The sequence below is a fragment of the Rhodanobacter ginsengiterrae genome, from assembly GCF_050026815.1.
Taxonomy (GTDB): Bacteria; Pseudomonadota; Gammaproteobacteria; order Xanthomonadales; family Rhodanobacteraceae; genus Rhodanobacter; species Rhodanobacter ginsengiterrae.
On sequence record NZ_JALBWO010000053.1, the window covers coordinates 1 to 26194 of the forward strand.

Below are 26194 nucleotides of genomic sequence, written 5' to 3' on the forward strand. Positions count from 1 at the left end.
CGTTCCCGTGCCGGCAAAGGCGCTCTTGCCCTGGCTCTCGGACTCGCGCTTCCAGCGGGTCAACAGGCTATCCCGGATCCCCAGTTCCCGAGCCACTTGGGCACAACTGACGCCCGGCTGATTAGCTTGTTCAACCGCGCCACGCTTGAACTCGCTGCTGAATTTTCTTCGCTTCGACATGAACACTCCTCATCGGCCGCATCGGCCTTCTCGTAAGTGTCCGTGAAATCGGGGGTGAACCCATTCTGAGCGAAGGTCTAATGGTGCTTCTTCGTGATCGAATCGATAGCGTAGCTGAGCGTTTCGCGGCGTCTTTTCCGGAACTCATCGATACCGAGCTCATGCGACGTCTTCTTGCCGAGAAACCTCTTTCTGGCGGCTTCAAAACTTCGCTCAGCTCTTTCCTGTATTTTGCGGCAGTTGCATTCTTCACTGGGCACGAGGCCGGGCATCACGTCGCTGGGCATCGATCTCAATACCCAAAGCGTGCCCACGCGGAGAATTCCGAGGACGATGCTATTGATTGGGACGGAGATTGGCTCATCGGGCAGGCCTTAGAGCGTGACGCCGACATTCTGGGCCTGACCCTATGCCGCATCGCTATGACTCACCTGCTGAGCAAGTTATGGGGCGTGACGGAGGCAGAGAATCTTTCCGCCTATGAACAGCAAGTTTTCCAGCGTGTGCTCGCCGCTCTGATATCGACAGGAGCCTTGACAGCAGCGGTGTTCATCAAGCCCAAGAGCATCGAATGGGTAGAGGTGCCTAAAAGGTCACATCCTCCCGCAATTGCTCGGCTGCTGACGCTTGCCTCGATCATATCCTTCGCGATCAAGAAGAACTTTCACGGCTTAGACGCTTTGTCACGGAGATGGATACGAGTGGCATCGTTAGAAGTCGCTGTCGGTGCCACTATCGTGCCCGGATCAGACGCCGACCGTATACAGCAGGAGCGCATTGCACGGGGTGGCGAGCCCGCAGCGATCCGGGCGACAGGAATTCGAAAGGCGATGCACGATCCGACGTTCCGGAAGTACATGGCGCAGCTAGATGCAAAAATTTGGGAGATCCGACCTCGTCTGAAACCTAGAAGATAGACCTGTCATGTGGCCTCGCTGCATGCGCGTCGATGCTTCTAGGAGCGATCCACCGGAAGCAACGCCGCTACTTGCAGTCCTGAACGTCTGAGGTGCAAAAGGCCTCATGCAACCCCAGAACGGTTTCTCTAAGAATGAGCGGGCGCTCTCTTCCTCCCAATAGCACGGGCTAATCAACTTGCTCCGTTGCCTCTGGAAGCGGACACAAGCGGCAGGAAGCTAGCGCCTGCATTGCGGTAGGCTGCAAGCGCAGAATCTGAATGGAGGCACGTGATGGCGCGACAATTCAACATTGAGGCCCTGACGGCCGTCTCCCAAGCGCCCGCCGCCAGCGAAACGGATTGGCTGATCGCAGCCGAGGACTCTGTCGCATTCCTGAAGGAGAACGCGCAGTGCGAAGAAATTGTGATCTTTGCCAGTGGCCCCGCCACGCTCATCCACGCCGTACTCGCGCCGCTGAAGCAAGTCACTCCTGCGGACCAGAAAGACCTTATGCACACCTTCGTGCAGACAGATGAAAGTTGGGTCATCCAGAAGAGCTACGGAGGCGGCGAAGGCCACCGCGTCTACCTCGAAGCGCCGTTGCGCTCAGGGAAATCGCTGTTGGGTGGCGAGAAGCTCGTCTTTCGCCGCTCATTCACCGGTGTGCAAAAGGGCGAAAGCCCGGTCGAACTGAGCCAGAAGCTCGTGCATGCGCTCGGCCTGCATTTCGTGCGGGAACGCAACGCGTACTGCCGGCTGGATGATCGCGGGGACATCGAGGACGTTATTCGTGTAATACGCACCGAACTTAGCCCGGGTCGGGAGAGCCTCACCGCAGTCACGATCCTCGCCAAGGATATCTCCACATACATGACTCTCGCGGACATGGCGCTGGTCTACTTTTTCGATTTCACCCGTTTCAAATCAGGAGCGTTCAACGGCTGGGGCGACCATCCGCGCATCGAACGCAAGGCCCCCGACCTCTTCTATCACGGCGGCAGCATCGGAAATGCCAGCTACGTCAACGGCCGGATGATCGTCCGCTCCACCATTCCGCTGGAGCAACTTATCGACGACTGGAAAGAGGAATCAAACCCGACGAGGAAAAAGGAATACGCCACGTTCAAGATATTCGACCGCAAGAGCGGCGTCGAAGTTGAAACGTCGTGTGCCCCGGAGTCCCTCTCAAACTACTTCCAGAAATCGGACCTGCCCTGGGAGATTTCACCCGCATTCTTCCGCCCTGATGTCTTGCACCGCTTCAAGGCAGACCCCGAGAAGTACAGCCTTGATGACCGGTCCATCAGTTGCCGCAACGCTTGGTATCTCAAGAGCTACGACATCAATGAAGCCGGCCAGGTGCATGCCTATATTGGCGACCTGGCCCGCCTCCCGATCGAAGAGCAGCGCTACTGGCAATCGTTCAACGAGTGGCCGAAGGGAACAATATCTAAGCGGGCGCACGAAAACGACATCCTCGGCGAGTTCAGCTCTGAGTACGACCCGCTCCATCTCCTGAAGTACAAGATTGGGAAACTCAATGCCGCGCCATTTGATTGGTGGCAGCCACGAGGCGAAGCTCAGATAGATGCTGCGCGCTACCCTGCAACGGATTCGACCCTTGAATGGGCCAACGAAATCTTGGCCTTCGATCAGTTGCTCGTTGAGGGATTTCAGCTCAAACCGTTGCGAAAGCTATTAGAGGATAGGGGAGGAAAAGCAGATGCAAGTTGGGCCTCTCTGCGCGTGATTGCAGAAATCCTTGTTGCATCAGGAAAAACTGTCGATGACGCCAAGGCACTCCTCAAGCCGCTTAGCAGGCTTCATGCTCTGCGCAGCATCCTGAAGGCGCACAGCTCCGTCGAGGAGAAGAACAAGGAAGAGTATGAGGCGCGTGCGGCGTACGGAACACTAAGGGCTCACTTCAAGGATCTCGCGGGCCAATGCGACAAGAGCTTTGACACGATTCTGCTCGCCCTCGGAGCGGGCGATCTAAATCCATGAGCGAAAAACGCTACGCACTTAGGAGCGGTTTTGGCGAACGACCGTTTTGGGGAATCGATGTTGATTCGTCGAACGACAGCAGAGGGTCGACCTCTGCCGGTCACGATCTGCGCGGCAATCATCGGGCTGCGACGATAGATGTGGTGCGGGCATTCGGCGGCTGAGTCTGATCGGCTGAACGAGCACAGATTCAGATACTGCAGCAGTCGCTTCGGGTTGAAGGTGGTCCGTAGTCGCCCATCAACAACACCGCCCCCCACCGCCCTTGTACCGCGCCTCCTGCCGCTCGCGGAAGAACTCGTCGTAGCTGGGCACCTTGCGTTCCGGATGGTGCTCGCGCAGGTGTTTCAGGTAGACGTCGTAGTCGGGGATGCCGCAGCACAGGCGGGCGGTTTGTACCGCCCACTTGCGTACGGACCGGAAGGTCGTGGTCATCACGGCTTCCTCAGCTGGCCACGCTGCTCAGCGCCACATAGGGCTCTTCGTGCGCGGTGGGGCGATCGATCTTCCAGGCTCGCAGCAGGGCGCGCAGGCAGAACAGCACCATCACCACGATCAGCGCCATGAACAGGCCGGTGAGGGCCATGTCGACGTAGTTGTTGGTGACGATCTGCTGCATGGCGGCTTCGGTCTTGGCCGGTGCCAGCAGCTGGCCTTGCTGCATGGCGGCGCTGTACTTGTTGGCGGCGGCGGTGAAGCTGATCGGGCCGACCAGTTTCTGGTAGCCGGCGGTGAGCGTGCAGATGATCAGCCACAGCGCGGGGATGCCCGGCACAAGTACGTAGCGCTGGCGCTTGAGTTTCACCACCACCACGGTGGCCAGCATCAGGGCGATCGCGGCGAGCATCTGGTTGGCGATGCCGAACAGCGGCCATAGCGTGTTGATGCCGCCGAGTGGATCGACCGCGCCCTGGTAGAGGAAGTAGCCCCATAGCGCCACGCAGATTGCGGTGGCCAGCAGGTTGCCGGTCCACGAGGTGGTTTCCTGCAGCGGCTTGTGCATCAGGCCGGCGATTTCCTGGATCATGAAGCGGCCCACGCGGGTGCCGGCGTCGACGGTGGTGAGGATGAACAGCGCTTCGAACAGGATCGCGTAGTGGTACCAGAACGCCATCATGCCGCCGCCGGGGATGATGTTGTGCAGCAGCTGGGCCATGCCCACCGCCAGCGTCGGGGCGCCGCCGGCGCGGCTGAGGATGCTGGATTCGCCGATATTTTTGGCCGTCTGAATCAACTCATCCGGCGTCACCACGAAGCCCCACTGGCTGATCGTGGTGGCGGCCTGCTGCACGGTGTCGCCGATGATCGCACTGGGCGCGTTCATCGCGAAGTACACGCCGGGGTGCAGCGAGGTGGCGGCGATCAGCGCCATGATCGCCACGAAGGCCTCCATCAGCATGCCGCCGTAGCCGACCAGGCGTGCCTGACCTTCGTTGGCCAGCAGCTTGGGCGTGGTGCCGGAGGCGATGATCGAGTGCCAGCCGGAGACCGCGCCGCAGGCGATGGTGATGAACAGGAACGGGAACAGGTTGCCGGCGAATACCGGGCCGCTGCCATCGATGAACTTCGTCACCGCGGGCATCTGCAGCAGCGGCGCGGACAGGAAGATCGCCAGTGCCAGCAGGGCGATGGTGCCGATCTTGAGGAAGGTGGAAAGGTAGTCGCGCGGCGCCAGCAGCAGCCATACCGGCAGCACCGAGGCGAAGAAGCCGTAACCGATCAGCAGCCAGGCCAGCGACTTGGCATCGAAATCGAACAGCGGCGCCAGCGTGGCGGAATCGGCCACGTTCTTGCCGAACGCGATCGACGCCAGCAGCAGCACCAGGCCGATCAGCGAGACTTCGAGAATCCGCCCCGGCCGGAACCAGCGCATGTAGCCGCCCATCAGGAACGCGATCGGAATGGTGCAGGCCACGGTGAAGGTGCCCCACGGGCTGTGCGTGAGCGCCTTGACCACCACCAGCGCCAGCACCGCCAGCACGATCATCATCAACACCAGCACGCCGACCATCGCCACGATGCCGGGCACCGGGCCGAGCTCCTCGCGCAGCATGTGGCCGAGTGAACGCGCATCGCGACGCAGCGACAGGCCGAGGATCATGAAGTCCTGCACCGCGCCGGCGAACACCACGCCGAACAGGATCCACAACGTGCCGGGCAGATAACCCATCTGCGCGGCCAGTACCGGGCCGACCAGCGGGCCGGCGCCGGCGATGGCGGCGAAATGGTGGCCGAACACCACCCACTTGTCGGTGGGCACGTAGTCGAGCCCGTCGTTGCGCAACACCGAGGGCGGTGCGCGGGTCGGGTCCAGCCGGAGCACCGAGTGCTCGATGAACTTGCCGTAGAAGCGGTAGCCGATCACGAAGATCGAAATGGAAGCGGCCACCAGCCAGATCGCGTTGATCGGCTCGCCGCGCCTGAGCGCCACCACGCCAAGACAGAATGCGCCAACGATGGCGATGGCGACCCACAATATCTTGCTGGCCGGGCTGGGCTTGGGCATGACGGCGGCTTGCATGGATGCGCTCTCCTGGGTGGCTGCCCAAGGGTCTGCCCGTATGCCACGGCGGTCAATCCCAAAACCGGCCCTGCGGCATTAGCCATTGGTCGAATAGCGCCGGTCGCGGCGTCGCGTCAGGGCGCGGTGGCGGGGCTACACTGGCCGCACGGTCGATCACAAGGAATTCGCCATGCGCATTGCAGTTCGCCACGGTCTGCTCGGCCTTGCTCTCGCGGCAGCGGTACTGCCGCTGACGGCGCTGGGCGCGGGCCAGTTCAAGGATCTGCTGGACAAGGTCAAGCAGTCGACGCACGGCGCCAGCTCGTCGCAACGGGGCAGCAACCTGCCCACCAGCGACATCGCCGCCGGGCTGAAGGAGGCGCTGGCCAAGGGCACCACCAACGCGATCAACAGCCTCGGCCGCGACGGCGGCTTCTGGAACAACAGCAAGGTGCGCATTCCGCTGCCGGGCAAGCTGGAACAGGCGGGCAAGCTGGCGCGGCAACTGGGCCAGGGTGCCAAGGTGGACGCGTTCGAGTTGAGCATGAACCGCGCGGCCGAGAAAGCGGTGCCCCAGGTGGCGCAGATCTTCGGCGATGCGATCCGCAAGATGACCCTGGACGATGCCCGCGGCATTCTCACCGGCGGCGATCACGCGGCTACCGACTTCTTCCGGCGCGTGGCCGGCGACGCGCTGACCGCGCGGATCCACCCGATCGTGGCCAGGGCCACCGACAGCGTGGGCGTCACCCAGAAGTACAAGGCGTTCACCTCCGGCAGCGGTGGCGGCGGACTCGGTGCGGCGCTCGGTTCGCTGGGCTCGCTGGGGGGCGGCAAGTCGAACAAGGGCGGCAGCCCGCTGGATCTGGATGACTATGTGACATCGAAGACGCTGGACGGACTGTTCACCGAGATCGGTGACCAGGAGCAGTCGATCCGCCACAACCCGGGTGCCCGCACCACCGATCTGCTGAAGAAGGTGTTCGGCGGTCACTGAACGGCAGGCCGGCCTGGCCTTGTACCGCAGCGGCCAAGGCCACAGGAAAGGGGGAAGATCCCCTGCGCGAGGCTCCAACATGATCCGTGAAATCCTGAAGATGGGCGATCCGCGCCTGCTGCGTATCGCCCCGCTGGTACCAACGGCGATGCTGGGCAGCGCCGAACTCGACGCGCTGATCGCCGACATGTTCGACACCATGCACGCCGCCGACGGCGTCGGGCTGGCCGCGCCGCAGATCGGCGTCGACCTGCAGCTGGTGATCTTCGGTTTCGACCGCAACGAACGTTATCCCGATGCGCCGGCGGTGCCGCGCACGATCCTGCTCAACCCGGTGATCACGCCGTTGTCGCAGGACATGGAAGAAGGCTGGGAAGGCTGCCTGTCGGTGCCCGGCCTGCGCGGCGCGGTGAACCGTTACTCGCTGATCCGCTACGAAGGCATCGATCCGCAAGGCCGGCGCATCGAGCGTACCGCCGAAGGCTTCCATGCCCGCGTGGTGCAGCATGAGTGCGATCACCTGATCGGCCGGCTGTACCCCTCGCGCATCACCGACTTCAGCCACTTCGGCTATACCGATGTGCTGTTTCCGGGCCAGGAACTGGGAGACGACTGACATGCGGGCGATCTGGAAAGGCACCGTCCTGGCCGCAAGCGACGACACCGTCGTGGTCGAAGGCAATCACTATTTTCCCGCCGATGCATTGATCAAGAGCCACTTTCGGGCGAACGATCACCAGAGCATCTGCCCATGGAAAGGCACCGCCAGCTACTACGACGTGATCGTGGATGGCGAGGTGAATGCCAATGCCGCGTGGTATTACCCGACCCCGAAAGAGGCCGCCAGCCAGATCAAGGGCCGCGTGGCATTCTGGCGCGGGGTGGAAGTCATCGCGTGATTCCCGCGCGCCGGCATTGATGCGGCGACGCCTGTGCATGGATGATGCTGCTCTTTGACGACAGGGCGGCCGATGCCATCGATTCAATCCATGCAGCCGCTGCTGATTGACGGGAAAAGTGCGCTGCCTGCGTCGGCACGCCGCAATCCCGGCATCGACCTGCTGCGCGGCCTGTCCATCCTGTTCGTCATCCTCAATCATCTCGGCCTGCGCATCCCGCTGAAGAAGACCGCGCTGGCCGATGTGCTGCCGCCGTGGTTCCTGAGCCGGTTGAACTACAACGGCTACGAGGCCGTGTTCGTGTTCTTCGTCATCTCCGGGTTCCTGATTGCCGGCAACGCACTGCAACGCTGGGGCGGCCTGGAGCGGATCGACCTGCGTGCTTTCTATGCGCGGCGCTTCGCCCGCATCGTGCCCTGCCTGGTCGCGCTGATTGCCGTGCTCGCCGTATTGCACCTGCTGGCGGTGCCGGATTACACGATCAGTCGCCCGGGCCAGTCGCTGCCGGGCGCGATCCGGGCGGTCATCGGCCTGCATCTGAACTGGTACGAGGGGCGCACCGGTTACCTGCCGGGCAACTGGGACGTGTTGTGGTCGCTGTCGATCGAGGAAGTGTTCTACATCGGCTTTCCGCTGGCGTGTCTGCTGACGCGCCGGCGCCGGGTGCTGGTGCCGCTGCTGGCCGTGCTCGCGCTGTCGATGCCGTGGACGCACGCCGCCTTGCGCGGCAACGAGATCTGGCAGGAGAAAGCCTACCTGCCGGGCATGTCGGCGATCGCGATCGGCGTGCTCGGTGCGTTGCTGGCCGCGCGTTCGCGGACACTGCCGGCCCGCACGATCGTCTTGCTGGGCTGGCTCGGCGCGATCGGTCTGCTGGCGACGACGATCGACGGTGCGCTGATGTGGCATCTGCTGCGCGATGGCTACATGCTGCTGCTGGCGCTTTCCGCGCTGTGCCTGCTGCTGGCCTGCGAGCAACGCCAGCGCCGCGGCGACTGGCGTCCCTGGCGGACCCTGGGCTGGCTGCGCTCATCGGGACGTCTGAGCTATGAGATCTATCTCAGCCACATGTTCGTGGTCTTCGCGATGGTGCGCCTGTTCAGATTCGCCGGCGGCGATCCGCGCTCCGGCTGGCTCTGGTATCTGCTGGCGCTGCCGTTGTGCTGGCTGCTGGGCATGGCCGTCGAGCGTTGGCTGTCGCTGCCGTGCGAGCGCTGGCTGCGGGCGCGGCTGATGGAAAGCGGCCGCGCGAGACCCGCGCCGACGCCTGCTTCCTGAACGTTCATGACGCGAAACTGCCGTGTCCGGGTGGTCTGTTGCAGGACTCCGGATGCCGCAGCCTGACCCACCGATCCCGCGTGTGGTTACTGCCAGCGGAGGCGTGAACGCCATCTTTATCCAAGCACGAGTAGGTTCTGCAGGGAGGACGGCCGGTTCCGTTGGCCCGGGTGCCGCAGAACCGACACTTCCCGTAACGCTGCGGATCATGGCAACCCGCGACTTTTCCGAAGAGCGAGTGAGGTACGGCGCAGCAGCACCATGAACCATCACAAGCCACCTCCGTCAAGACATCGGGTCAACTGGGAAAATCCGGACCTGAAATCGCTGCTGGAAAAGACCGAAGGTTGGAATCTGGACAATCGCGGGGTGTTCGAGCGCGTGGCCTGTGAAGTGCATGTGGGCTGGGGCGCCGCTGTGACGCGGCCGGCCACCCTGGTGTACGAGAGCGGTGGCGTGCTGGTTTTCGAGGCGAATTTCCTCATCCCGCAAGGCGAGAACGTTCGCATCGATTATGTGCAGGCGGACGGTGGCGATGTGCGCTCGCGCTGGGGTACGGTGGCAGACGCGCGCGCTGGTCGTCGTGCGGATGACGAAGCCCATGGCACCCAGGTGTACTGGTTGCACGTGCGCTGAGCTTGACGGTCAACGAGCATGCGTGTGGCTTTGCCCGATACCCGTTGGTTTCCTCGCGTGATGCCAAAGGCCGTCCGAGGCCGAGTTCCTCCGCAGCCGGCGTTTGGGTCAATGCTGCCCGCTGGCAGCACTTTTCGCCGCCGATGCCGCGTCATCGAACTTCCATGCAGGCTTGCTGGTCCCGTCGAGGTCCAGCTTGGCACGCGGCAGGCCATCCTTGCCATTGAGCTGGACGTGGGCGCTGTTGGCGTCGGTGCCCCATTCGATGGCGGCGTCGCGCGCCTTGGGATCGCCGTAGTTGATGTACATCCCGGCAAAATTCTCTTGGTCATCGATCATCAGGCCGATGGCCTCGTACGGGGCGTGGAATGGTCCAACGCCAGCCCGACGCGTCCGGTGCCCATGGAAGCCAGGCCGCCGCGCTCGCTGCCCTTGGTGTCGTAGAGCGTGATGCCGTAGTTGTAGTCATCGCCCCGGCGCTTTTAGGTCTTGCCGTCGATATGCAGCGTGGGGAGCTGCCCGAGTGCGAGGCTATCGGCACCGGTCTTGCCGAGGAAGATGATGCCGTCGGAGGCATCATCCTTGCGCGTGCGGTCCTTGCTGGCCGGCGCCGGTGCGCCGATCAGGATGCGGTCGTGGCCCTGTGCATCGGTGATCAGCAGGCCTTGTGCGCGCGGAATCGGGTCGGGCCTGGCCGGTTCCCGTTGCAGGCGGTTCCAGTCTTCCATGCGGACATCAGTCGGTTCGGACATGCGCTGCCTTCCTTTAGTGGGGATGCTGTACTTCGCGATCGCGAGGTGCATGCCGCGGACCCGGGGCAGGCCTCAAAGGTTACAGCGGTCGCAATGGTCCTGACGCAGACGAAACATCGAATGAATTTTCGATAGCGTAAAGTAGGGCCGGGGCGGAATCCCGCCCAGGAGAAGTTCGGTGAAGAAAGAAGATGAAACCCACATGCAGATCGTCTCCGCCGACATCAGTTCGGAATCGCTGACCGGCATGGTGATTTTCCGGCCGCATTGCGTGTCGCGCGCGGGTCGCAACGTGGCCGAGATCGGCAAGAGCGGCAATTGGTATGCGCTGCGGCCAGCCGAGGTGCGCAGTTTCGCGCGGGCCTTGCTTGATGCGGCCGATGCGCTGGACCTGAAAACGAAGATGCTGCACGCGGCGAAGTCCGCTGCGGTGTAACCGATGCGCCGGCAGTCTGCCGGCGCATGATTCTTTCAGTTGTACCGATGACGATTGATGGTATCGCGCAATTCGCTGGCGGCGGCCCGCGCGGCCAGCGCGAAGTCCTGATCATGGCTGGCGTAGAGAATCGCCCGTGACGAGCTGATCAGCAGGCCGTTGCCGTGGCTCGTGCGGCCGTGCCGAAGCACCGCTTCCACGTCGCCGCCCTGGGCGCCAATCCCCGGTACCAATAGCGGCATCTCCCCAACCAGCGCGCGCACCTTGCCCAATTCCTCAGGCCAGGTGGCGCCGGTGACCAGCGCGCAGTTGCCGTGCGCATTCCAGTCGCGCGCGATGGTTTCGGCCACGCGCAGATACAGCGGCAGGCCACTACAATCCAGCGCCTGGAAATCCGCACCGCCCGGGTTGGAGGTACGGCAAAGCAGGATCACGCCCTTGTCGGCGTGATCGAGGAAAGGCTGGATCGAGTCGCGGCCGAGGTAGGGATTCAGGGTGACCGCATCGGCCCGATAGCGCTCGAATGCCTCGGTCGCGTAGTGCTGCGCGGTGGAGCCGATGTCGCCGCGCTTGGCGTCGAGGATCACCGGCACGCAGGGGTGTTTGTCGTGGATATGGGCGATCAGCCGCTCCAGCGTGTCTTCGGCACGCAGCGCGGCGAAGTGCGCGATCTGCGGCTTGAACGCGCAGACCAGGTCGGCGGTGGCGTCGACGATCGCGGCGCAGAACGCGAACACCGCATCGGGCGTGTCACGCAGATGCGCGGGGAATTTCGCCGGTTCCGGATCGAGGCCGACGCAGACCAGCGAGTCGTGGTCGGTCCAGGCCTTTTGCAATGACTGCATGAAGTGCATCGTGATCTCCGTTGGGCCGGTTTGCTCCTCCCCCTGCTCGCAGGGGGAGGTCGGGAGGGGGTAAAGCTTTTGACTTGAAGATCAAGAGCGACCCCACCCCAACCCTCCCCTGCGACGCAGGGGAGGGAGCAAGGGCGTTACACCAGCTTCTTGTACTTCACGCGGTGCGGGCGGGCGCCTTCGTCGCCGAGGCGGCGCTTCTTGTCCGCTTCGTATTCGTTGTAGTTGCCGGGGAAGAATTCCACGTGCGAGTCGCCCTCGAACGCGATGATGTGGGTGGCGATGCGATCGAGGAACCAGCGGTCATGCGAGATCACGATCGCCGAGCCGGGGAATTCGAGCAGCGCATCTTCCAGCGCGCGCAGGGTTTCCACGTCCAGGTCGTTGGACGGTTCGTCGAGCAGCAGCACGTTGCCGCCCTGCAGCAGCGTCTTGGCCATGTGCAGGCGGCCGCGCTCACCACCGGACAGGTTGCCGACGATCTTCTGCTGGTCGGTGCCCTTGAAGTTGAAGCGGCCGATGTAGGCGCGTGACTGGATCTCGAAGTTGCCGATGGTGATGATGTCCGAACCGCCGGAGACTTCCTGCCACACGTTGTTCTTCGGATCGAGCGCGTCGCGCGACTGGTCGACATACGCCAGCTTGGTGGTAAGGCCCATCTTGACCTCGCCCGAATCCGGCGTTTCCTTGCCCATGATCATCTTCATCAGGGTGGATTTGCCGGCGCCGTTCGGGCCGATCACGCCGATGATCGCGCCTGGCGGCACCTTGAACGAAAGATCCTCGATCAGCACGCGGTCGCCGAACGACTTGGTCACGTTCTTGAACTCGATCACCTCCTGGCCCAGGCGCTCGCCCGGCGGGATGAAGATCTCATTGGTCTCGTTGCGGCGCTGGTAGTCGACCGAGTTCAGTTCCTCGAAGCGGGCCAGGCGGGCCTTGCCCTTGGACTGGCGGCCCTTGGCAGCCGAACGTACCCACTCCAGTTCCTTGGCGATCGCCTTCTGTCGCGACTTCTCGGAGCTGGCTTCCTGCTTCAGGCGGGCATCCTTCTGCTCCAGCCACTCGGTGTAGTTGCCCTTCCACGGAATGCCGCGGCCGCGATCGAGTTCGAGGATCCACTCGGCGGCGTTGTCGAGGAAGTAGCGGTCATGGGTGACCGCCACCACGGTGCCGGGGTAGTCGTGCAGGAACTTCTCCAGCCAGTCCACCGACTCGGCGTCCAGATGGTTGGTCGGTTCGTCCAGCAGCAGCATGTCCGGCTTGGACAGCAGCAGGCGGCACAGCGCAACGCGGCGCTTCTCGCCACCGGACAACGGTCCGATGATCGCGTCCCAGGCCGGCAGGCGCAGCGCGTCGGCGGCCACTTCCAGCTGGCGCTCCAGCGCGTGGGCGTCGTTGGCGGCCAGCAGGTTCTCGAGCTTTTCCTGTTCCTTGGCCAGCTTGTCGAAATCCGCGCCTTCCTCGGCGTAGGCGGCGTAGACCTCTTCCAGCCGCTTCTGCGCATCGAGGATCTCGGAAACGCCTTCCTCGACCACTTCACGCACGGTCTTGGCCGGATTCAGGTCCGGCTCCTGCGCCAGGTAGCCGATCTTGGTGCCCGGCTGCGCGCGTGCCTCGCCCTGGAAGTCGGTATCCACGCCGGCCATGATCCGCAGCACGGTGGACTTGCCCGCGCCGTTGACGCCGAGCAGGCCGATCTTGGCGCCGGGGAAGAAGCTGAGCGAGATGTCCTTGATGATCTGGCGCTTCGGCGGGACGGTCTTGCTGACCCCGTTCATGGTGAAGATGTACTGCGAGCTCATGCAACCTCCGAAGGCGGGCGCCGCGCCGCTTGCAGCGGTCGACACGGAAAGGGGAATTCGTCAAACCGCACATTATAGCGGCTTGTGGCGGCGTTCCGTGGTTCAGCTTGCCGACTTGCGCCGTCGTGGCGGAGCGGGCGCCGGGGCCAAGCCGGCCAGCAGCAGGTCGAGCAGTTGGGTGAACGCTACATCTTCACCAGGCTGGTTCCACAGGTGGGAAAGCCCCGGGTAGTGGAAGCGCGCCGTGGCATCGAACAGGGCTCGTGCGGCGGCGTCCGGATCGAGCTCTCGGAAGTCGCCGCTGGCCACGCCGGCGGCAATGATCGAGGCGATCTGCTGTTGCATGCGCCCCTTGTGCTCGGCGATCGCCTCTCCGGCCTCCGCCGCCAGCGCGCTGTAGGTGGCGAACAGCTCGGGGTCGCCCAGCACGTTGTCACGCTTGGCCTGGCGCAGGGCGGAAAACCACTGGCGCAGGCGCGCCGGCGGCGGCGTGCGGCCGTGGGCGATCGCCTGCAGTGGCGCCATCGATCGCGCCAGCCAGCCGCGCAGCACCGCCTCGCGCAGCGCCGCCTTGCTGGCGAAATGCCGGTACACGCTGCCGTGGCTGACCCCGAGCGCCTGTGCCACGTCGACCACGGTCGCCTTGCCGGGACCGTAGCGGCGCAGGACATCCTCAGCGGCGGCGAGGATGCGTTCGGGGGTGAGGACGGAGTCGTTCATGCCGCCGATTCAAGCACATCGAGCGTGGCGCAGACGAGTTCGTCCGCCACGTAACCCAGCGGAATCCGGCCGCAGACGTGTTCCGTTGAACGCTTCTCGAAGCCGATCCAGCCGCTGTTGAAACCGTCCAGCATGGCGATGCGCGGTGCGCTGCGATCGGCCGGCATGCCCTCGTCCACGAAGCGCGCCGCCCATTGCTCGCGCGATATCGCGATCGTCTCCACGTCGTGCTCCAGTACGGCGGCCAGCGACTGCGCCATGTCGAACGGGCTGTAGCGTCGCGGACCCTCCACCTCGATCACCCGGCGACCGAACCAGGTTTCCTCGAGCGTGTTGGCGACGGTGCGACCCACGTCGTCGGTGGAGACCATCGGTATCGGGCGGTCGAGCGGCTGCAGGTGGCTGGCAAGCCGGCCCTCGAATTGCGCCAGTGGGACATCCCAGCGCAGGTTTTCCATGAACCACGCGGCACGCACGTGGGCGCGCGGCATCGGCAGCGCGTCCAGCGCCTGTTCCAGCAGATGCAGCTGGGTGATCAGCCCCAGGTCGCGTTCCTGATGGGCGCCGATCGACGACAGCGCCACGATCTTCGGCGGCTGTGCCTTGCGCAGGGCGGCGGTCAGCGTGTCGATCAGGGCGCGCGGTTCGGCGAAGTCTGCATCGGGAGTGAAGTTGGCCGGCAGCATCACGAACACGCCTTCGACGCCGGTGAATGCCGCGCCCAATGCCTCGGCGTCCGACCAGTCGGCGACGACGAGTTCGGCGCCGCGGGCGGCCCAGACTGCGGCCTTTGCCTTGTTGCGCACGATGCCGCGCACGCGCTCCCCGCGCTCCAGCAGGTACTTCGCGGCGGCGCTGCCGACCTGGCCGGTGATGCCCATGATGGCGTACATGTGATGTTCCTCGAAGAAGGGAGGGATGGATGGTGTCCAGCGATGTCGTGCTGGCTGTCGGGCGCCATCGCGAGTGCAGGGAAGGCCGTTGCCGGTTGCCAGGTCGGCCCGGGGGCTCCGTCGACGCGTGTCGATGTTAGATAATTGACTGACAGATTTCAATATCTGTCAGTCAATTATTCAAACCAAGCGCATGCCTGACGCCGTTAGTGGCCCGAAACGCCCGTCGGGGCTACACTTTCGGACTTCCCCGCCCGCTCTTCACGAGGTCAGAATGTTCCCCAAGGACTGCACGATTGCCGGTTACGACGACGAACTGGCCAAGGCCATTGCCGATGAAGGCCGGCGCCAGGAAGATCACGTCGAGTTGATCGCCTCGGAAAACTACGCCAGTCCGCGGGTGATGGAAGCGCAGGGGTCGAAGCTCACCAACAAGTACGCCGAGGGTTATCCGGGCAAGCGCTACTACGGTGGCTGCGAGTACGTCGACGTGGCCGAGAAGCTGGCGATCGAGCGGCTGAAGCAGCTGTTCGACTGCGACTACGCCAACGTGCAGCCGCATTCCGGCTCGCAGGCGAACCAGGCGGTGTACCTGGCGCTGCTGCAACCGGGCGACACCATTCTGGGCATGAGCCTCGCGCATGGCGGCCATCTCACCCATGGCGCCAAGGTCAACATCAGCGGCAAGCTGTTCAACGCGGTGCAGTACGGCGTCGACGAGAACGGCCTGATCGACTACGACGAAGTGCAGCGCCTGGCCACCGAGCACCAACCGAAGATGCTGGTCGGCGGCTTCAGTGCCTACTCGCAGGTGGTCGACTGGGCGCGCATGCGCCGGATCGCCGATTCGGTCGGTGCGCTGTTCTTCGTCGACATGGCACACGTGGCCGGACTCGTCGCCGCCGGCGTGTACCCGAGCCCGCTGCCGCATGCGCATGTGGTCACCTCGACCACCCACAAGACCCTGCGCGGCCCGCGCGGCGGCATCATCGTGGCGAAAGGCGCTGGCGAAGAGATCGAGAAGAAGCTGCAGTCGATCGTGTTCCCCGGCATCCAGGGTGGCCCGTTGATGCACGTGATCGCGGCCAAGGCGGTGGCGTTCAAGGAAGCGCTGGAGCCGGCGTTCAAGATGTACCAGACCCAGGTGGCGAAGAATGCCAAGGCGATGGCCAGGGTGTTCATCGAACGCGGCTACAAGATCGTCTCCGGCGGCACCGAGAACCACCTGATGCTGGTCGACATGATCGGCAAGGAAGTCACCGGCAAGGCCGCCGAGGAAGCGCTGGGCAAGGCCCACATCACCGTCAACAAGAACGCCGTGCCGAACGATCCGCGCAAGCCGTTCGTCACCTCCGGCCTGCGCGTGGGCACGCCGGCCGTCACCACCCGCGGTTACCTGGAAGCGGATTGCATCGAGCTGACGCACTGGATCTGCGACGTGCTGGATGCGCCGGACGACGAGGCGGTGATTGCACGCGTTCGCGACGCAGTGACGGCGCAGTGCAAGAAATTTCCGGTGTATGGCTGAGCGAGAAGTGAGTGAAGAGGAGTGAGAAGTGAGAGAAAGCCGGCGTTGATGCTTTTCTCTCGTTACTCACTTCTCTACTCTCACTCCTGACCCATGCATTGCCCCTTCTGCCAGCACGAAGACACCCGCGTGATCGACTCGCGCCTCACCGAGGATGGCAGCAGCGTGCGTCGTCGGCGCGAGTGCGAGCAGTGCGGCGAGCGCTTCAACACGTTCGAGACGGCGGAGTTGAAACTGCCGACGATCGTGAAGAGTGGCGAGCGGCGCGAAGCCTTCGATGAGCGCAAGTTGCGGGTGAGTTTCGAGCGCGCGTTGCAGAAGCGCCCGGTGGCCAGCCACGACGTGGACTCCTCGGTGCGCGCCATCATCAATGACCTGCGCCGCAGCGGCGAACGTGAAGTGCCGTCGCGCCAGCTCGGCGAACTGGTGATGCGCGAACTGAAGAACCTCGACCAGGTGGCCTACGTGCGCTTCGCCTCGGTCTATCGCAAGTTCGAGGACGTGCAGGCCTTCCGCGAAGAGATCGAGCGGCTCGAGCGCGACCTGCCGGGACTGGCCGATCTGCAGCTGCCCCTGCTCGGTGGCGGCAAGCGCGAAGGCAAGTGACGGATTCCTTTTCGGCGGTTGATCACGCCCACATGGCGCAGGCGCTGCGCCTGGCCGGGCGTGGTCTGTTCACGACCCAGCCGAATCCGCGGGTCGGCTGCGTCATCGCGCATGGCTACGACGTGGTCGGCACAGGCTTTCACCAGCGTGCCGGCGAGCCGCATGCGGAGGTCTTCGCGCTGCGCGAAGCGGGCGAGTCGGCGCGCGGCGCCACGGCTTATGTGACGCTGGAACCCTGCGCGCATCACGGCCGCACGCCGCCGTGTGCCGATGCGTTGATCGCCGCGGGCGTGCGCCGCGTGGTGATCGCCGGCGAGGATCCGTTCCCGCAGGTCAACGGTCGCGGTATCGACAAGCTGCGCGCGGCCGGCATCACGGTCGAAACCGGCTTGCTGCGTGAGGCCGCACGCGAACTCAATATCGGTTTCTTCAGCCGCATCGAACGTGGCCGCCCGTTCGTGCGGGTGAAGCTGGCGATGAGCCTGGACGGTCGCACTGCATTGGCCAATGGCGAGTCGAAGTGGATCACCGGCGAAGCGGCGCGTGCCGACGTGCAGCGCTGGCGCGCGCGCAGTTCGGCGATCCTCAGCGGCAGCGGCACGGTGCTGGCCGACAACCCGCGACTCACCGTACGGCTGCCCGGGGACCAGGAGTTCAGCCCGCCGTTGCGCGTGCTGCTGGATCGGCAACTGCGCACGCCTTCCGGCAGCCATGTGCTGGACGGTGCCACGCCCACCCTGGTGCTGCACGGCGCCTCCGCATCCTGTACGGACGATCGTTTCGCGCGAGTCGAGCGAACGGTCGTGGCGACACGGGGCGAAGCGGTCGACCTGCACGCGGTGCTCGGCCTGCTGGCCGGCCGTGGCTGCAACGAGGTGCATGTCGAGGCCGGTCCCAGCTTGTGCGGCGCGCTGTTCGCCGCTGGCCTGGTCGACGAATTGCTGCTGTACGTCGCGCCGCTGCTGCTGGGCGACAGCGCCCGCCCGTTGCTGCAATTGCCCACGATTGCCGACATGGCGCAGCGCTGGCAGCTCAAGGTGCGGGACCAGCGCCAGCTTGGCGCGGACTGGCGGCTGCAGCTGCGATCAGCCTGATCGACCCGGTGGTGCGCGCTGGCGAACACTGCATTCGCCGTGGCGTCATGCGAGCGCACACCGCGGCGGTGCTAGAATTCGCCGTCGGCCTCGGTCGACAACCATGCACAGCGTCTTCAGGGCGGGGCGGAATTCCCCACCGGCGGTAGGTTGGAAGGCTCACGCCCGACAACGAGCCCGCGAGCGCTTCCGGCGATGCCGGAAGGTCAGCAGATCCGGTCAGATGCCGGAGCCGACGGTTGGAAGCGGGCAACCGCTTTCTCACAGTCCGGATAAAGAGAAGACGGCACGACGCACGGCCTCGCGGCCCTGCGTCTGGCCGCATGCCTGGAGGCGTACTCGCCCACACCACGCGGGATACGTTTCATGAAAAGCCATGCACCCAGGCGATCCATCGCCCTCCGATCGGAGGTGCGCTGATGTTCACCGGCATCATCCAGACGGTAGGTCGCATCGTGCGGCTCGAACCGCGCGGCGGCGACGTGCGGCTGCATGTCGATACTACCGATCTCGATCTGGCCGATGTGCAGCTCGGCGATTCGATCGCGGTCTCCGGTGTCTGCCTTACCGCGATCACACGGGACGCCCGCGGCTTCAGCGCCGACGTCTCCAACGAAACGCTGTCGCTGACCTCGCTGGGCCAGCTGAAGGCCGGCGATCCGGTGAACCTGGAGAAGGCCTTGCGGCTGGCCGACCGGCTTGGCGGGCACCTGGTTTCCGGCCACGTCGATGGCCTGGGCAGGGTGGTTTCGATCACCCCCGACGGCCGCTCGCAGCGCTGGACCTTCGAGGTGCCGGCATCGATCGCACGCTACATCGCCGCGAAAGGCTCGGTCTGCATCGACGGTACCAGCCTCACCGTCAATGAAGTGGCCGGGTCACGATTTGGCGTCAACCTGATCCCGCACACGGTCGAGCACACCGCGTTCCACGCGCGTCGCGTCGGCGATGCGGTGAACATCGAGGTGGACGTGATCGCACGCTATGTCGAGCGGCTGCTGGCCAGTGGTGAAGCGCCGCGGCTGGACGAAAACTTTCTGAAGCAACACGGCTTCGCCTGATCTTTCATCTCCTCCCCCCTGCTTTGCAGGGGGAGCTCGGTGACTGAAAGGAAGCCTTTAGGTGAGGGGGTAAGGCTCTTGATTTGAAAGATCAGATCAAGAGCGAACCCCACCCCAACCCTCCCCTGCGAGCAGGGGAGGGGGAACATCCTGCCCAAGGACTATCGATGAGCTTCAACACCATTCCCGAAATCCTCGAAGACATCCGCGCCGGCCGCATGGTGGTGATTCTGGACGACGAAGACCGCGAGAACGAGGGCGACCTGATCATGGCAGCGCAGATGGTGCGGCCAGAGGACGTCAACTTCATGGTGCGCGAGGCGCGTGGCCTGCTGTGCCTCACCCTGACCGAGCAGCGCACGCGCCAGCTTGGCCTGAAACCGATGGTCAGCGACAACACTTCGTCGTACCACACCAACTTCACCGTCTCGATCGAGGCGGCCGAGGGCGTCACCACCGGCATCTCGGCGCACGACCGCGCGCGCACCATCCAGGTGGCGGTGAAGTCCGATGCGAAACCGCAGGATCTGGCCCAGCCCGGCCACATCTTTCCGCTCACCGCGCAGCCCGGTGGCGTATTGACCCGCGCCGGCCACACCGAGGCCGGTTGCGACCTGGCGGCGCTGGCCGGGCTGGAGCCGTCGGCGGTGCTGATCGAGATCCTGCACGAGGACGGCTCGATGGCGCGGCGTCCGGAGCTGGAGATCTTCGCGCGCAAGCATGGCCTGAAGATCGGCAGCATCGCCGAACTGATCCGCTATCGCCTGGAAACCGAGAAGACCGTGCAGCGGGTGCACGAGGAAGCGGTGGAAACCGAGTTCGGCCCGTTCCGGCTGGTCGCCTATCGCGACGTGATTCGCCGGGGCCTGCACTTCGCGCTGGTGCGCGGAAAGGTCGATGACGGCGCGCCGGTGTTGTCGCGCGTGCACGTGCGCAACACCTTGTCCGACGTGCTGCACCTCAAGCGCGACGACCTCGGCCTCACCGTGACCTCCGCACTGCGCCGGATCGCCGACGAGGGTCGCGGCGTGCTGCTGGTGCTGTCCGGCGAAGACACGCCCGAGGCACTGCTGGCCCGCCTGCAGGGTCAGCCGAGCAGCCAGCCGCCGGAAGATGCACAGCAGCAGGAATGGCGCCAGCTGGGACTGGGCGCCCAGATCATGGGCGATCTCGGCGTGCGCAAGCTGCGCGTGCTGGGCACGCCGCGCAAGCTGGTCGGTCTGGCCGGCTTTGATCTGGAGGTCGTCGAGTACGTCTGATCCGCCGCTGCCAGCCATCGCCGGGTCATGGCTGCGCCATGCCGCTGTCGCATAATCCAGCTTTCCTTCACCGACCACGTCCATGTCCGAAACGCGCATCCGCCTGATCGCCCCCTCCGGCTACCCGCACGATCGCGCGGCGATGACGCGCGGGGTCGAACGCCTGCAGGCGGCGGGTTGCAGCGTGAGTGGGCTGGAGGTGCTCGAGCGCAGCGAGCAGCGCTACGCCGGCAGCGACGCCGAACGCGCAGCCGACCTCAACGCGCTGGCCACCCTCGACAACTTGCCGGATATTGCGCTGGCGATACGTGGCGGCTACGGCGCCACGCGCTTGCTGGCCGGGCTGAACTACGACGCGCTGCGCGAGCGGCTGGCCGGCAGCAACACCCTGCTGGTCGGCCACAGCGACTTCACCGCACTGCAACTGGCCCTGCATGCGAAAAGTGGCCTGACCACCTTCAGCGGACCGATGCTCGGCGCCGACTTCGGTGCGGCCACGCCCAGCGATTTCACCTGGCAGCACTTCTGGGACACGGTGCGGGCGCCCTCCAGCGAGGTGGAGTGGCCAACGACCGCGGATACCGAACTGGATGTCGAAGGCCCGCTGTGGGGCGGCAACCTGGCGCTGCTGTGCAGCCTGATCGGCACGCCGTACTTCCCGCAGATCGAGGGCGGCATCCTGTTCGTCGAGGATGTCGGCGAACCGCCGTTCCGCATCGAGCGCCTGCTGTACCAGTTGCACCTGTCCGGCGTGCTGGGGCGCCAGTGCGCGCTGCTGCTGGGCGACTTCAGCCAGTGCCGACCCGGTGCTTACGACAACGGCTACGGCCTGGCCGACGGCTTCGCGCAGATCCGCCGGGCCGGCGGGATACCGCTGATTGACGGTTTGCCGATCGGGCATGAACCGGACAAGTTCACCCTGCCGTTCGGTGCGCAGGCGCGGTTGCGTGTCTCGGATGGCAAGGCTCGACTGGATTTCGGCGGCTATCCGCATCTGCCGTCTGGCGCTTGACCCCGTCGCAACCCTCCCCTGCGAACAGGGAAGGGAGCTCAACCGAGCAGGAGTGGTGGCAAACCCGTAAAATGACCAGTCTGCATGGGCCGTGCGTCCAACCAAGGAAATCTGCAATGAAGATCATCGAAGGCGATTTCGCCACGCCCAAGGGCCGTTTCGCCATCGTCGCCGGCCGTTTCAACGGTTTCGTCGTGGAACCCCTGGTGGCCGGCGCGCGCGACGCACTGGTACGCCACGGCGTGAAGGACGATGCGATCGACCTGATCCGCGTGCCGGGTGCGTGGGAAATCGCGCTGGCTGCGCACAAGCTGGCGAACTCCGGCAAGTATGCCGCGGTGATCGCGCTTGGCGCGGTGATTCGTGGTTCCACCCCGCACTTCGATTTCGTGGCGGGTGAATGCGCCAAGGGCCTGGCCCAGTCCGCGACCAGCTCCGGCGTGCCGGTGGCGTTCGGCGTGCTGACCACCGACAGCATCGAGCAGGCGATCGAGCGTTCCGGCACCAAGGCGGGCAACAAGGGTGCCGACGCCGCCATGGCCGCGCTGGAAATGGTCAACCTCTACGGGAACCTCGCATGAGCCAGCCGCCGCCGGGCCTCGACATGCAGGCGCGCTCGCGGGCCCGTCGCCGCGCCCTGCAGGCGCTGTATGCGTGGCAGCTCTCCGGCAGCCACATGAACGCGGTGATCGACCAGTTCCGCCACGAGCAGGACATGGAGATCGCCGATCTGGAGTACTTCGAGGACCTGCTGCACGGCGTGGAGAAAAACGTCGACGCACTCGACGAAGCCCTGCGGCCGCACATCGACCGTGAAGTGGCCCAGGTCGATCCGATCGAGCGCGCCGCGCTGCGCCTGGCCGCGTATGAATTGAAGTTCCGCCCCGACGTGCCGTACCGCGTGGTCATCAACGAGGCGATCGAGGTGACCAAGCGCTTCGGCGCCGACCACGGCCACAGCTACGTCAACGGCGTGCTGGACAAGCTGGCCGGCGAACTGCGCGTGGTCGAGAAGCAGCACGGCCGCTGATCGGCCCACCGGAGCCGGCCGATGGAATTTCGACTGATCGAGCGCCTGCGCGAACTCACCGCGCAATCGCGCGATGACGTGCAACTGGGCATCGGCGACGACGCGGCGATCCTGCTGCCGCCGGTGGGCCAGCATCTGGCCATCGCGCTCGACACCCTGGTCGAAGGTGTGCATTTTGCACGTGGCACGGCGGCGACGGACATCGGCTGGAAGGCGCTGGCGGTGAATCTTTCCGACCTTGCCGCGATGGGCGCGAGTCCGGCGTGGGCCTTGCTGGGCCTGACCCTGCCTGGCGCCGACGCCGATTTCATCGAGGGCTTTGCCGAAGGTTTCGGCAAGCTGGCGAAACCGCATCGACTCGCCTTGGTCGGTGGCGACACCACGCGCGGGCCACTGGCGATCACCGTCACCGTGCATGGCTTCGTGCCGCCGGACAAGGCGCTCAGGCGCGACGGCGCACGGGTCGGTGACGTGGTGCTGGTGACCGGCACACTGGGCGATGCGGCGGCGGGGTTGCAGGCGCTGCAGCAGCCGTTGGCCGATGACGACAGTCGCGCCGGCCTGCGTACTTTCTTGATCGAACGACTCAATCGGCCCACGCCACGCCTGTCCGCGGGCGTCGCGCTGCGTGGGCAGGCGAGTGCCTGCATCGATGTCTCCGACGGCCTGCTGGCCGACCTCGGCCACATCTGCGCAAGCAGCGGCGTCGCCGCCGAGATCGATGCCGCCTTGTTGCCGCGTTCTTCGGCGCTGATGGCGCTGTACGACGAAGCCAGTGCGCTGCAATTCGCGCTCGGCGGCGGCGATGATTACGAACTCTGCTTCACCGTGCCGGCGCAGCGCCTGGTCGACGTGCAGGCCGACCTGTCGCGACTGGGTTGTGGCGTGACGAAAATCGGCCGCATCGTGGAAGGCGAGGGCGTGCGTGTGCGCGGCCTCGATGGCGCGTGGATGGCCATCGATCACGCCGGCTGGGAGCATTTCGCGTGAGCGCAAAGAAGACCTTGAGCGCGGATCAGCGCCACGCCCTGCTGGCCGCGCCGGCTGGCTGGCTGGCCTGCGGCTTCGGTTCGGGATTGGCTCCGGTGGCGCAGGGCACGTTTGGCTCGCTGGCCGCGCTGCTGCCGTGGCTGCTGTTGCGCGAGTTGCCGTTGCCGCTGTATGTGGTCGTGCTGCTGCTCGGGTTCGGCCTCGGTGTGTGGGTGTGCAACGTGGCCGGCCGCGCACTCGGCGTCGACGATCATCGCAGCCTGGTCTGGGACGAGTTCATCGGCTTGTGGATCACCCTGATCCCGCTGTCGATCCCGACGCTGTTGCCGCACGGGCACATGAACTGGTGGATGCCCGTCGCCGGTTTCGTGCTGTTCCGCCTGTTCGACGTGTGGAAGCCGTGGCCGATCCGCTGGCTGGACCGGCGCATGAAGGGCGGCTTCGGCGTGATGATCGACGACGTGATCGCCGGCGCTTTTGCGGGCATCGTGCTGGCGTTGGGGCTGTCGTTGCTGCACTGAGCAATGTCGGTTGTCACATCGCTGATGTGGCGCTCACGCCTGATCGGCCACAATGCTTGATGACTCAGCTGTCCCCATCGGCACGTCGCTGTTGCCGGCGCGCCCCCATCCAGGAGCATCCCCATGCAATACCGTCGCCTCGGCACTTCCGGCCTGCAACTTTCCGCGCTGTCGTTTGGCGCCTGGGTCACCTTCGGCAAACAGGTCGGACGCGCGCAGGCGCGCGAGCTGCTGGCGCTGGCGCACGATCGCGGGGTGAACTTCTTCGACAATGCCGAAACCTACAACAACGGCGTGGCCGAGCAGGTGATGGGCGACGTGCTGGCGGATCTGCGTTTTCCCCGCGACAGCTATTGCGTGTCCAGCAAGGTGTTCTTCGGCGCGGTCGACAAGCCGCTGCCGACCCAGCGCGGGCTGTCGCGCAAGCACGTGATGGAAGCCTGCAGCCAGGCGCTGCAGCGGCTGCGTGTGGACTATCTCGACCTGTATTTCTGCCATCGCCCCGATCCGGACACGCCGATCGCCGAGACCGTGGCGACGATGGATACGCTGATCCGCCAGGGCAAGGTGCTGTACTGGGGCACCAGCGAATGGCCGGCCGAGGCGATCCACGAGGCGCATCGGATCGCCCGCGAGAATCATCTGTATGCACCGGTGATGGAGCAGCCGGAGTACAACCTGCTGCATCGCGAGCGGGTGGAAGTGGAGTACGCGCCACTGTACGAGGCCTACGGCATGGGCACCACGATCTGGTCGCCGCTGGCGTCCGGCCTGCTCAGCGGCAAGTACAACGACGGCGTACCGCCCGATTCGCGGCTGGCACAAGCCGACTACTCATGGTTGCGCGAAAGCGTGCTCGGCAAGGGTGACGAGCGACTTGGCAAGGTGCGCGCCCTGCAACCGATCGCCGATGAGCTGGGCTGCAGCCTGGCGCAGCTGTCGATCGCCTGGTGCCTGCTCAATCCCCACGTTTCCACCGTGATGCTGGGCGCCAGCCGGCGCGAGCAACTGGAGCAGAACCTGGGCGCGCTGGACGTGTTGCCCAAGCTGGATGCGGAGATGGCGCAACGCATGCGCAAGGCGGTCGAGGCCGCTTGAAGGGACGCTGGCAATGGGGAGGGAGTTGACAGGCAAATGAGAATCATTATCATCAATGCCGTCACCTCCTGCTCATGGAATTGCCCATGTCCGTCCTGTCACTGAGCCAACCCATGCCATCGCGGCCGATCCGGCGGCCGGTATCGTCGTCGCCCGCCGTCGCACCGGCATTCGCACGGCGCGTCTCCAGTCATGTCCTGCTGGAAGGCGAGCGTGAACTGGTGATCCAGCACCAGGGCAGCGAATACCATCTGCGCGTTACCCGCAACGACAAGCTGATCCTGACCAAGTAATTCTTCGCCGCCCGCGTGCGGGTGCGCCATGCATCTCCTGCCTCAGCCAGTGCGCTTCCTGCGGGCGCCAGCCGGGCCCTGCTGCCCGAGGTGATCGATGTTCGTTTCGTCTGTCCACCGGTGGCGGGATCTGCCCCGGAGCAAGGCCGCCTCGACGGTCAACCGGCGCAGCCTGCAGACCGCGCCGGCACGCCTGATCGCCGGCTTGCCGGAGTTGGGCAGCGTGCTGTACGTGCCCATGCGCCCTGACGGTTCGGTGCTGCGAGAGCTGCCGCGCGGCGTGCTGGTCGAAGTGATGCAACTGGCCCCGTTGCTGCAGACCCGCACCCTGGTGGCAGCCAGTGCGATCACCAGCGATGGGCCGCGCGAGTGGATCGATTGCCTGGACCACGAAGGTCGCAGCCATGCCCGCCTGCATCTGCTGCCGGACACCGACTATCTGGCGTGGGATCGGCTGCTCGAGCCGGCGCTGGCACAAGCGGGAAGGTTGCCGCGCTGGTTGCGGCCCGCACGGCCGGCATGCGCGAAGGTGCTGCGCTTCCACACTCGTCGGCTGGGTGGCCTCACCGTGCTGGGCGCGGAAACGCGCATGCCGATTTCCTCGCTGGGTCGGCAATTGGCCGGCCAGATCGCCTGCACCGAGGCGGTGCCGCTGCAGCTGGCGAACAACGACTGAGCATCGAGGCGCGCTGTTCGTCCGGCTGTCCGTGCAGTGTCCGCGGACACCGGCGGTGTCGTTCGGACCTTGTGCAAGTCGTTGATCCATGGTGAATCATCGGCTTCGTTGAACGTGGCACGCGGATTGCATTCACCCGTTTGCAACCGCGCTGTACGCGGTCAGGAACG

31 protein-coding genes and 1 riboswitch are annotated in these 26194 nt (G+C 65.0%); of the genes, 22 read left to right on the top strand and 9 right to left on the bottom strand.

The window, feature by feature from the left end; genetic code table 11:
• On the bottom strand, positions 1 to 180 hold a 180-nt coding region (locus ACQGNJ_RS08730), incomplete at its 3' end, for a transposase (protein WP_426688855.1).
• Between the two features lie 80 nt (positions 181 to 260).
• Between ACQGNJ_RS08730 and ACQGNJ_RS08735 the strand changes: the two genes are divergently transcribed.
• From ACQGNJ_RS08735 to ACQGNJ_RS08745, 3 genes are all read left to right on the top strand, one after another.
• Positions 261 to 1097, top strand: coding sequence for a hypothetical protein (locus ACQGNJ_RS08735; RefSeq protein WP_426688856.1), 837 nt, complete (start codon positions 261 to 263; stop codon positions 1095 to 1097).
• 273 nt (positions 1098 to 1370) lie between these two features.
• A complete protein-coding gene (locus tag ACQGNJ_RS08740) occupies positions 1371 to 3083 on the top strand; it encodes a hypothetical protein (protein ID WP_426688857.1) in 1713 nt (570 codons plus the stop codon).
• Positions 3080 to 3247 (top strand): hypothetical protein, encoded by a 168-nt coding sequence (locus ACQGNJ_RS08745; RefSeq protein ID WP_426688858.1) that lies wholly within the window; start codon positions 3080 to 3082, stop codon positions 3245 to 3247. Before ACQGNJ_RS08740 ends, ACQGNJ_RS08745 begins: the two co-directional genes overlap by 4 nt.
• Before the next feature lie 76 nt (positions 3248 to 3323).
• On the opposite strand, the gene ACQGNJ_RS08750 is transcribed toward ACQGNJ_RS08745, so the two are convergent.
• Both ACQGNJ_RS08750 and ACQGNJ_RS08755 read right to left on the bottom strand, forming a co-directional pair.
• A complete protein-coding gene (locus ACQGNJ_RS08750) occupies positions 3324 to 3518 on the bottom strand; it encodes a YbdD/YjiX family protein (protein WP_426688859.1) in 195 nt (64 codons plus the stop codon).
• Positions 3519 to 3528: 10 nt separating this feature from the next.
• Positions 3529 to 5604, bottom strand: coding sequence for a carbon starvation CstA family protein (locus ACQGNJ_RS08755; protein WP_426688860.1), 2076 nt, complete (start codon positions 5602 to 5604; stop codon positions 3529 to 3531).
• A gap of 172 nt (positions 5605 to 5776) precedes the next feature.
• On the opposite strand from ACQGNJ_RS08755, the gene ACQGNJ_RS08760 reads away from it, so the two are divergent.
• The 5 genes from ACQGNJ_RS08760 (at position 5777) to ACQGNJ_RS08780 (ending at position 9396) form a co-directional block, all read left to right on the top strand.
• Positions 5777 to 6583 (top strand): DUF4197 domain-containing protein, encoded by an 807-nt coding sequence (locus ACQGNJ_RS08760; RefSeq protein ID WP_426688861.1) that lies wholly within the window; start codon positions 5777 to 5779, stop codon positions 6581 to 6583.
• Positions 6584 to 6662: 79 nt separating this feature from the next.
• A complete protein-coding gene (gene def, locus ACQGNJ_RS08765; protein WP_426688862.1) occupies positions 6663 to 7199 on the top strand; it encodes a peptide deformylase in 537 nt (178 codons plus the stop codon).
• Position 7200: 1 nt separating this feature from the next.
• A complete protein-coding gene (locus ACQGNJ_RS08770; protein ID WP_426688863.1) occupies positions 7201 to 7482 on the top strand; it encodes a DUF427 domain-containing protein in 282 nt (93 codons plus the stop codon).
• Between the two features lie 90 nt (positions 7483 to 7572).
• Entirely contained in the window at positions 7573 to 8760 is a 1188-nt protein-coding gene (locus ACQGNJ_RS08775) for an acyltransferase family protein (RefSeq protein ID WP_426688864.1), read from the top strand.
• Between the two features lie 261 nt (positions 8761 to 9021).
• Positions 9022 to 9396, top strand: a complete 375-nt coding sequence (locus tag ACQGNJ_RS08780) for a hypothetical protein (RefSeq protein WP_426688865.1) — start codon at positions 9022 to 9024, stop codon at positions 9394 to 9396.
• Between the two features lie 108 nt (positions 9397 to 9504).
• Here ACQGNJ_RS08780 and ACQGNJ_RS08785 read toward each other — a convergent pair whose 3' ends face one another.
• Both ACQGNJ_RS08785 and ACQGNJ_RS08790 read right to left on the bottom strand, forming a co-directional pair.
• Positions 9505 to 9735, bottom strand: a complete 231-nt coding sequence (locus ACQGNJ_RS08785; RefSeq protein ID WP_426688866.1) for a hypothetical protein — start codon at positions 9733 to 9735, stop codon at positions 9505 to 9507.
• Between the two features lie 143 nt (positions 9736 to 9878).
• Positions 9879 to 10148 carry a hypothetical protein gene (locus ACQGNJ_RS08790; protein WP_426688867.1) on the bottom strand — a complete coding sequence of 90 codons (270 nt, stop codon included), beginning with the start codon at positions 10146 to 10148 and terminating at the stop codon, positions 9879 to 9881.
• A gap of 202 nt (positions 10149 to 10350) precedes the next feature.
• On the opposite strand from ACQGNJ_RS08790, the gene ACQGNJ_RS08795 reads away from it, so the two are divergent.
• Positions 10351 to 10584, top strand: coding sequence for a hypothetical protein (locus ACQGNJ_RS08795; RefSeq protein ID WP_426689061.1), 234 nt, complete (start codon positions 10351 to 10353; stop codon positions 10582 to 10584).
• Between the two features lie 35 nt (positions 10585 to 10619).
• On the opposite strand, the gene pyrF is transcribed toward ACQGNJ_RS08795, so the two are convergent.
• From pyrF to ACQGNJ_RS08815, 4 genes are all read right to left on the bottom strand, one after another.
• Positions 10620 to 11438, bottom strand: coding sequence for an orotidine-5'-phosphate decarboxylase (pyrF, locus tag ACQGNJ_RS08800; protein ID WP_426688868.1), 819 nt, complete (start codon positions 11436 to 11438; stop codon positions 10620 to 10622).
• A 137-nt stretch (positions 11439 to 11575) separates the two neighbouring features.
• A complete protein-coding gene (gene ettA, locus ACQGNJ_RS08805) occupies positions 11576 to 13243 on the bottom strand; it encodes an energy-dependent translational throttle protein EttA (RefSeq protein WP_426688869.1) in 1668 nt (555 codons plus the stop codon).
• A 102-nt stretch (positions 13244 to 13345) separates the two neighbouring features.
• Positions 13346 to 13963, bottom strand: coding sequence for a TetR/AcrR family transcriptional regulator (locus ACQGNJ_RS08810; RefSeq protein WP_426688870.1), 618 nt, complete (start codon positions 13961 to 13963; stop codon positions 13346 to 13348).
• Positions 13960 to 14856 carry an NmrA family NAD(P)-binding protein gene (locus ACQGNJ_RS08815; protein WP_426688871.1) on the bottom strand — a complete coding sequence of 299 codons (897 nt, stop codon included), beginning with the start codon at positions 14854 to 14856 and terminating at the stop codon, positions 13960 to 13962. The genes ACQGNJ_RS08810 and ACQGNJ_RS08815 overlap by 4 nt, the downstream gene beginning before the upstream one ends.
• Before the next feature lie 274 nt (positions 14857 to 15130).
• Here ACQGNJ_RS08815 and glyA point away from each other — a divergent pair, with 274 nt between their 5' ends.
• From glyA to ACQGNJ_RS08880, 13 genes are all read left to right on the top strand, one after another.
• Entirely contained in the window at positions 15131 to 16384 is a 1254-nt protein-coding gene (gene glyA / locus ACQGNJ_RS08820; protein WP_426688872.1) for a serine hydroxymethyltransferase, read from the top strand.
• 93 nt (positions 16385 to 16477) lie between these two features.
• Positions 16478 to 16990: a transcriptional regulator NrdR gene (gene nrdR, locus ACQGNJ_RS08825; protein ID WP_426688873.1), complete on the top strand. Its 513-nt coding sequence runs from the start codon at positions 16478 to 16480 to the stop codon at positions 16988 to 16990.
• Positions 16991 to 17022: 32 nt separating this feature from the next.
• Complete coding sequence (ribD, locus tag ACQGNJ_RS08830; protein ID WP_426689062.1) at positions 17023 to 18084, top strand: bifunctional diaminohydroxyphosphoribosylaminopyrimidine deaminase/5-amino-6-(5-phosphoribosylamino)uracil reductase RibD; 1062 nt, start codon at positions 17023 to 17025, stop codon at positions 18082 to 18084.
• Positions 18085 to 18192: 108 nt separating this feature from the next.
• Positions 18193 to 18373, top strand: a riboswitch (FMN riboswitch).
• A gap of 130 nt (positions 18374 to 18503) precedes the next feature.
• Positions 18504 to 19145 (top strand): riboflavin synthase, encoded by a 642-nt coding sequence (locus tag ACQGNJ_RS08835; RefSeq protein ID WP_426688874.1) that lies wholly within the window; start codon positions 18504 to 18506, stop codon positions 19143 to 19145.
• A gap of 167 nt (positions 19146 to 19312) precedes the next feature.
• On the top strand, positions 19313 to 20404 hold the full coding sequence (gene ribBA, locus ACQGNJ_RS08840) for a bifunctional 3,4-dihydroxy-2-butanone-4-phosphate synthase/GTP cyclohydrolase II (protein ID WP_426688875.1): 1092 nt from the start codon (positions 19313 to 19315) through the stop codon (positions 20402 to 20404).
• Positions 20405 to 20486: 82 nt separating this feature from the next.
• Complete coding sequence (gene ldcA / locus ACQGNJ_RS08845) at positions 20487 to 21416, top strand: muramoyltetrapeptide carboxypeptidase (protein ID WP_426688876.1); 930 nt, start codon at positions 20487 to 20489, stop codon at positions 21414 to 21416.
• Positions 21417 to 21532: 116 nt separating this feature from the next.
• Positions 21533 to 21997, top strand: a complete 465-nt coding sequence (gene ribH, locus ACQGNJ_RS08850; RefSeq protein WP_426688877.1) for a 6,7-dimethyl-8-ribityllumazine synthase — start codon at positions 21533 to 21535, stop codon at positions 21995 to 21997.
• A complete protein-coding gene (gene nusB, locus ACQGNJ_RS08855; protein ID WP_426688878.1) occupies positions 21994 to 22446 on the top strand; it encodes a transcription antitermination factor NusB in 453 nt (150 codons plus the stop codon). The genes ribH and nusB overlap by 4 nt, the downstream gene beginning before the upstream one ends.
• A gap of 21 nt (positions 22447 to 22467) precedes the next feature.
• Positions 22468 to 23436 (top strand): thiamine-phosphate kinase, encoded by a 969-nt coding sequence (thiL, locus tag ACQGNJ_RS08860; protein ID WP_426688879.1) that lies wholly within the window; start codon positions 22468 to 22470, stop codon positions 23434 to 23436.
• Positions 23433 to 23957 carry a phosphatidylglycerophosphatase A family protein gene (locus ACQGNJ_RS08865; protein WP_426688880.1) on the top strand — a complete coding sequence of 175 codons (525 nt, stop codon included), beginning with the start codon at positions 23433 to 23435 and terminating at the stop codon, positions 23955 to 23957. The genes thiL and ACQGNJ_RS08865 overlap by 4 nt, the downstream gene beginning before the upstream one ends.
• A 123-nt stretch (positions 23958 to 24080) precedes the next feature.
• On the top strand, positions 24081 to 25055 hold the full coding sequence (locus tag ACQGNJ_RS08870) for a potassium channel beta subunit family protein (protein WP_426688881.1): 975 nt from the start codon (positions 24081 to 24083) through the stop codon (positions 25053 to 25055).
• Positions 25056 to 25141: 86 nt separating this feature from the next.
• Positions 25142 to 25348, top strand: a complete 207-nt coding sequence (gene hemP / locus ACQGNJ_RS08875; RefSeq protein WP_426688882.1) for a hemin uptake protein HemP — start codon at positions 25142 to 25144, stop codon at positions 25346 to 25348.
• A gap of 97 nt (positions 25349 to 25445) precedes the next feature.
• Complete coding sequence (locus ACQGNJ_RS08880) at positions 25446 to 26024, top strand: hypothetical protein (protein ID WP_426688883.1); 579 nt, start codon at positions 25446 to 25448, stop codon at positions 26022 to 26024.
• The last annotated feature ends 170 nt before the right edge of the window (positions 26025 to 26194 follow it).

Bases quoted from the DNA above. Each gene is read 5' to 3' on its own strand.
- ACQGNJ_RS08735 (WP_426688856.1), top strand. From the start codon at position 261: ATGGTGCTTCTTCGTGATCGAATCGATAGCGTAGCTGAGCGTTTCGCG.
- ACQGNJ_RS08740 (WP_426688857.1), top strand. From the start codon at position 1,371: ATGGCGCGACAATTCAACATTGAGGCCCTGACGGCCGTCTCCCAAGCG.
- ACQGNJ_RS08745 (WP_426688858.1), top strand. From the start codon at position 3,080: ATGAGCGAAAAACGCTACGCACTTAGGAGCGGTTTTGGCGAACGACCG.
- ACQGNJ_RS08750 (WP_426688859.1), bottom strand. From the start codon at position 3,518: ATGACCACGACCTTCCGGTCCGTACGCAAGTGGGCGGTACAAACCGCC.
- ACQGNJ_RS08755 (WP_426688860.1), bottom strand. From the start codon at position 5,604: ATGCAAGCCGCCGTCATGCCCAAGCCCAGCCCGGCCAGCAAGATATTG.
- ACQGNJ_RS08760 (WP_426688861.1), top strand. From the start codon at position 5,777: ATGCGCATTGCAGTTCGCCACGGTCTGCTCGGCCTTGCTCTCGCGGCA.
- def (WP_426688862.1), top strand. From the start codon at position 6,663: ATGATCCGTGAAATCCTGAAGATGGGCGATCCGCGCCTGCTGCGTATC.
- ACQGNJ_RS08770 (WP_426688863.1), top strand. From the start codon at position 7,201: ATGCGGGCGATCTGGAAAGGCACCGTCCTGGCCGCAAGCGACGACACC.
- ACQGNJ_RS08775 (WP_426688864.1), top strand. From the start codon at position 7,573: ATGCAGCCGCTGCTGATTGACGGGAAAAGTGCGCTGCCTGCGTCGGCA.
- ACQGNJ_RS08780 (WP_426688865.1), top strand. From the start codon at position 9,022: ATGAACCATCACAAGCCACCTCCGTCAAGACATCGGGTCAACTGGGAA.
- ACQGNJ_RS08785 (WP_426688866.1), bottom strand. From the start codon at position 9,735: ATGATCGATGACCAAGAGAATTTTGCCGGGATGTACATCAACTACGGC.
- ACQGNJ_RS08790 (WP_426688867.1), bottom strand. From the start codon at position 10,148: ATGTCCGAACCGACTGATGTCCGCATGGAAGACTGGAACCGCCTGCAA.
- ACQGNJ_RS08795 (WP_426689061.1), top strand. From the start codon at position 10,351: ATGCAGATCGTCTCCGCCGACATCAGTTCGGAATCGCTGACCGGCATG.
- pyrF (WP_426688868.1), bottom strand. From the start codon at position 11,438: ATGCACTTCATGCAGTCATTGCAAAAGGCCTGGACCGACCACGACTCG.
- ettA (WP_426688869.1), bottom strand. From the start codon at position 13,243: ATGAGCTCGCAGTACATCTTCACCATGAACGGGGTCAGCAAGACCGTC.
- ACQGNJ_RS08810 (WP_426688870.1), bottom strand. From the start codon at position 13,963: ATGAACGACTCCGTCCTCACCCCCGAACGCATCCTCGCCGCCGCTGAG.
- ACQGNJ_RS08815 (WP_426688871.1), bottom strand. From the start codon at position 14,856: ATGTACGCCATCATGGGCATCACCGGCCAGGTCGGCAGCGCCGCCGCG.
- glyA (WP_426688872.1), top strand. From the start codon at position 15,131: ATGTTCCCCAAGGACTGCACGATTGCCGGTTACGACGACGAACTGGCC.
- nrdR (WP_426688873.1), top strand. From the start codon at position 16,478: ATGCATTGCCCCTTCTGCCAGCACGAAGACACCCGCGTGATCGACTCG.
- ribD (WP_426689062.1), top strand. From the start codon at position 17,023: ATGGCGCAGGCGCTGCGCCTGGCCGGGCGTGGTCTGTTCACGACCCAG.
- ACQGNJ_RS08835 (WP_426688874.1), top strand. From the start codon at position 18,504: ATGTTCACCGGCATCATCCAGACGGTAGGTCGCATCGTGCGGCTCGAA.
- ribBA (WP_426688875.1), top strand. From the start codon at position 19,313: ATGAGCTTCAACACCATTCCCGAAATCCTCGAAGACATCCGCGCCGGC.
- ldcA (WP_426688876.1), top strand. From the start codon at position 20,487: ATGTCCGAAACGCGCATCCGCCTGATCGCCCCCTCCGGCTACCCGCAC.
- ribH (WP_426688877.1), top strand. From the start codon at position 21,533: ATGAAGATCATCGAAGGCGATTTCGCCACGCCCAAGGGCCGTTTCGCC.
- nusB (WP_426688878.1), top strand. From the start codon at position 21,994: ATGAGCCAGCCGCCGCCGGGCCTCGACATGCAGGCGCGCTCGCGGGCC.
- thiL (WP_426688879.1), top strand. From the start codon at position 22,468: ATGGAATTTCGACTGATCGAGCGCCTGCGCGAACTCACCGCGCAATCG.
- ACQGNJ_RS08870 (WP_426688881.1), top strand. From the start codon at position 24,081: ATGCAATACCGTCGCCTCGGCACTTCCGGCCTGCAACTTTCCGCGCTG.
- hemP (WP_426688882.1), top strand. From the start codon at position 25,142: ATGTCCGTCCTGTCACTGAGCCAACCCATGCCATCGCGGCCGATCCGG.
- ACQGNJ_RS08880 (WP_426688883.1), top strand. From the start codon at position 25,446: ATGTTCGTTTCGTCTGTCCACCGGTGGCGGGATCTGCCCCGGAGCAAG.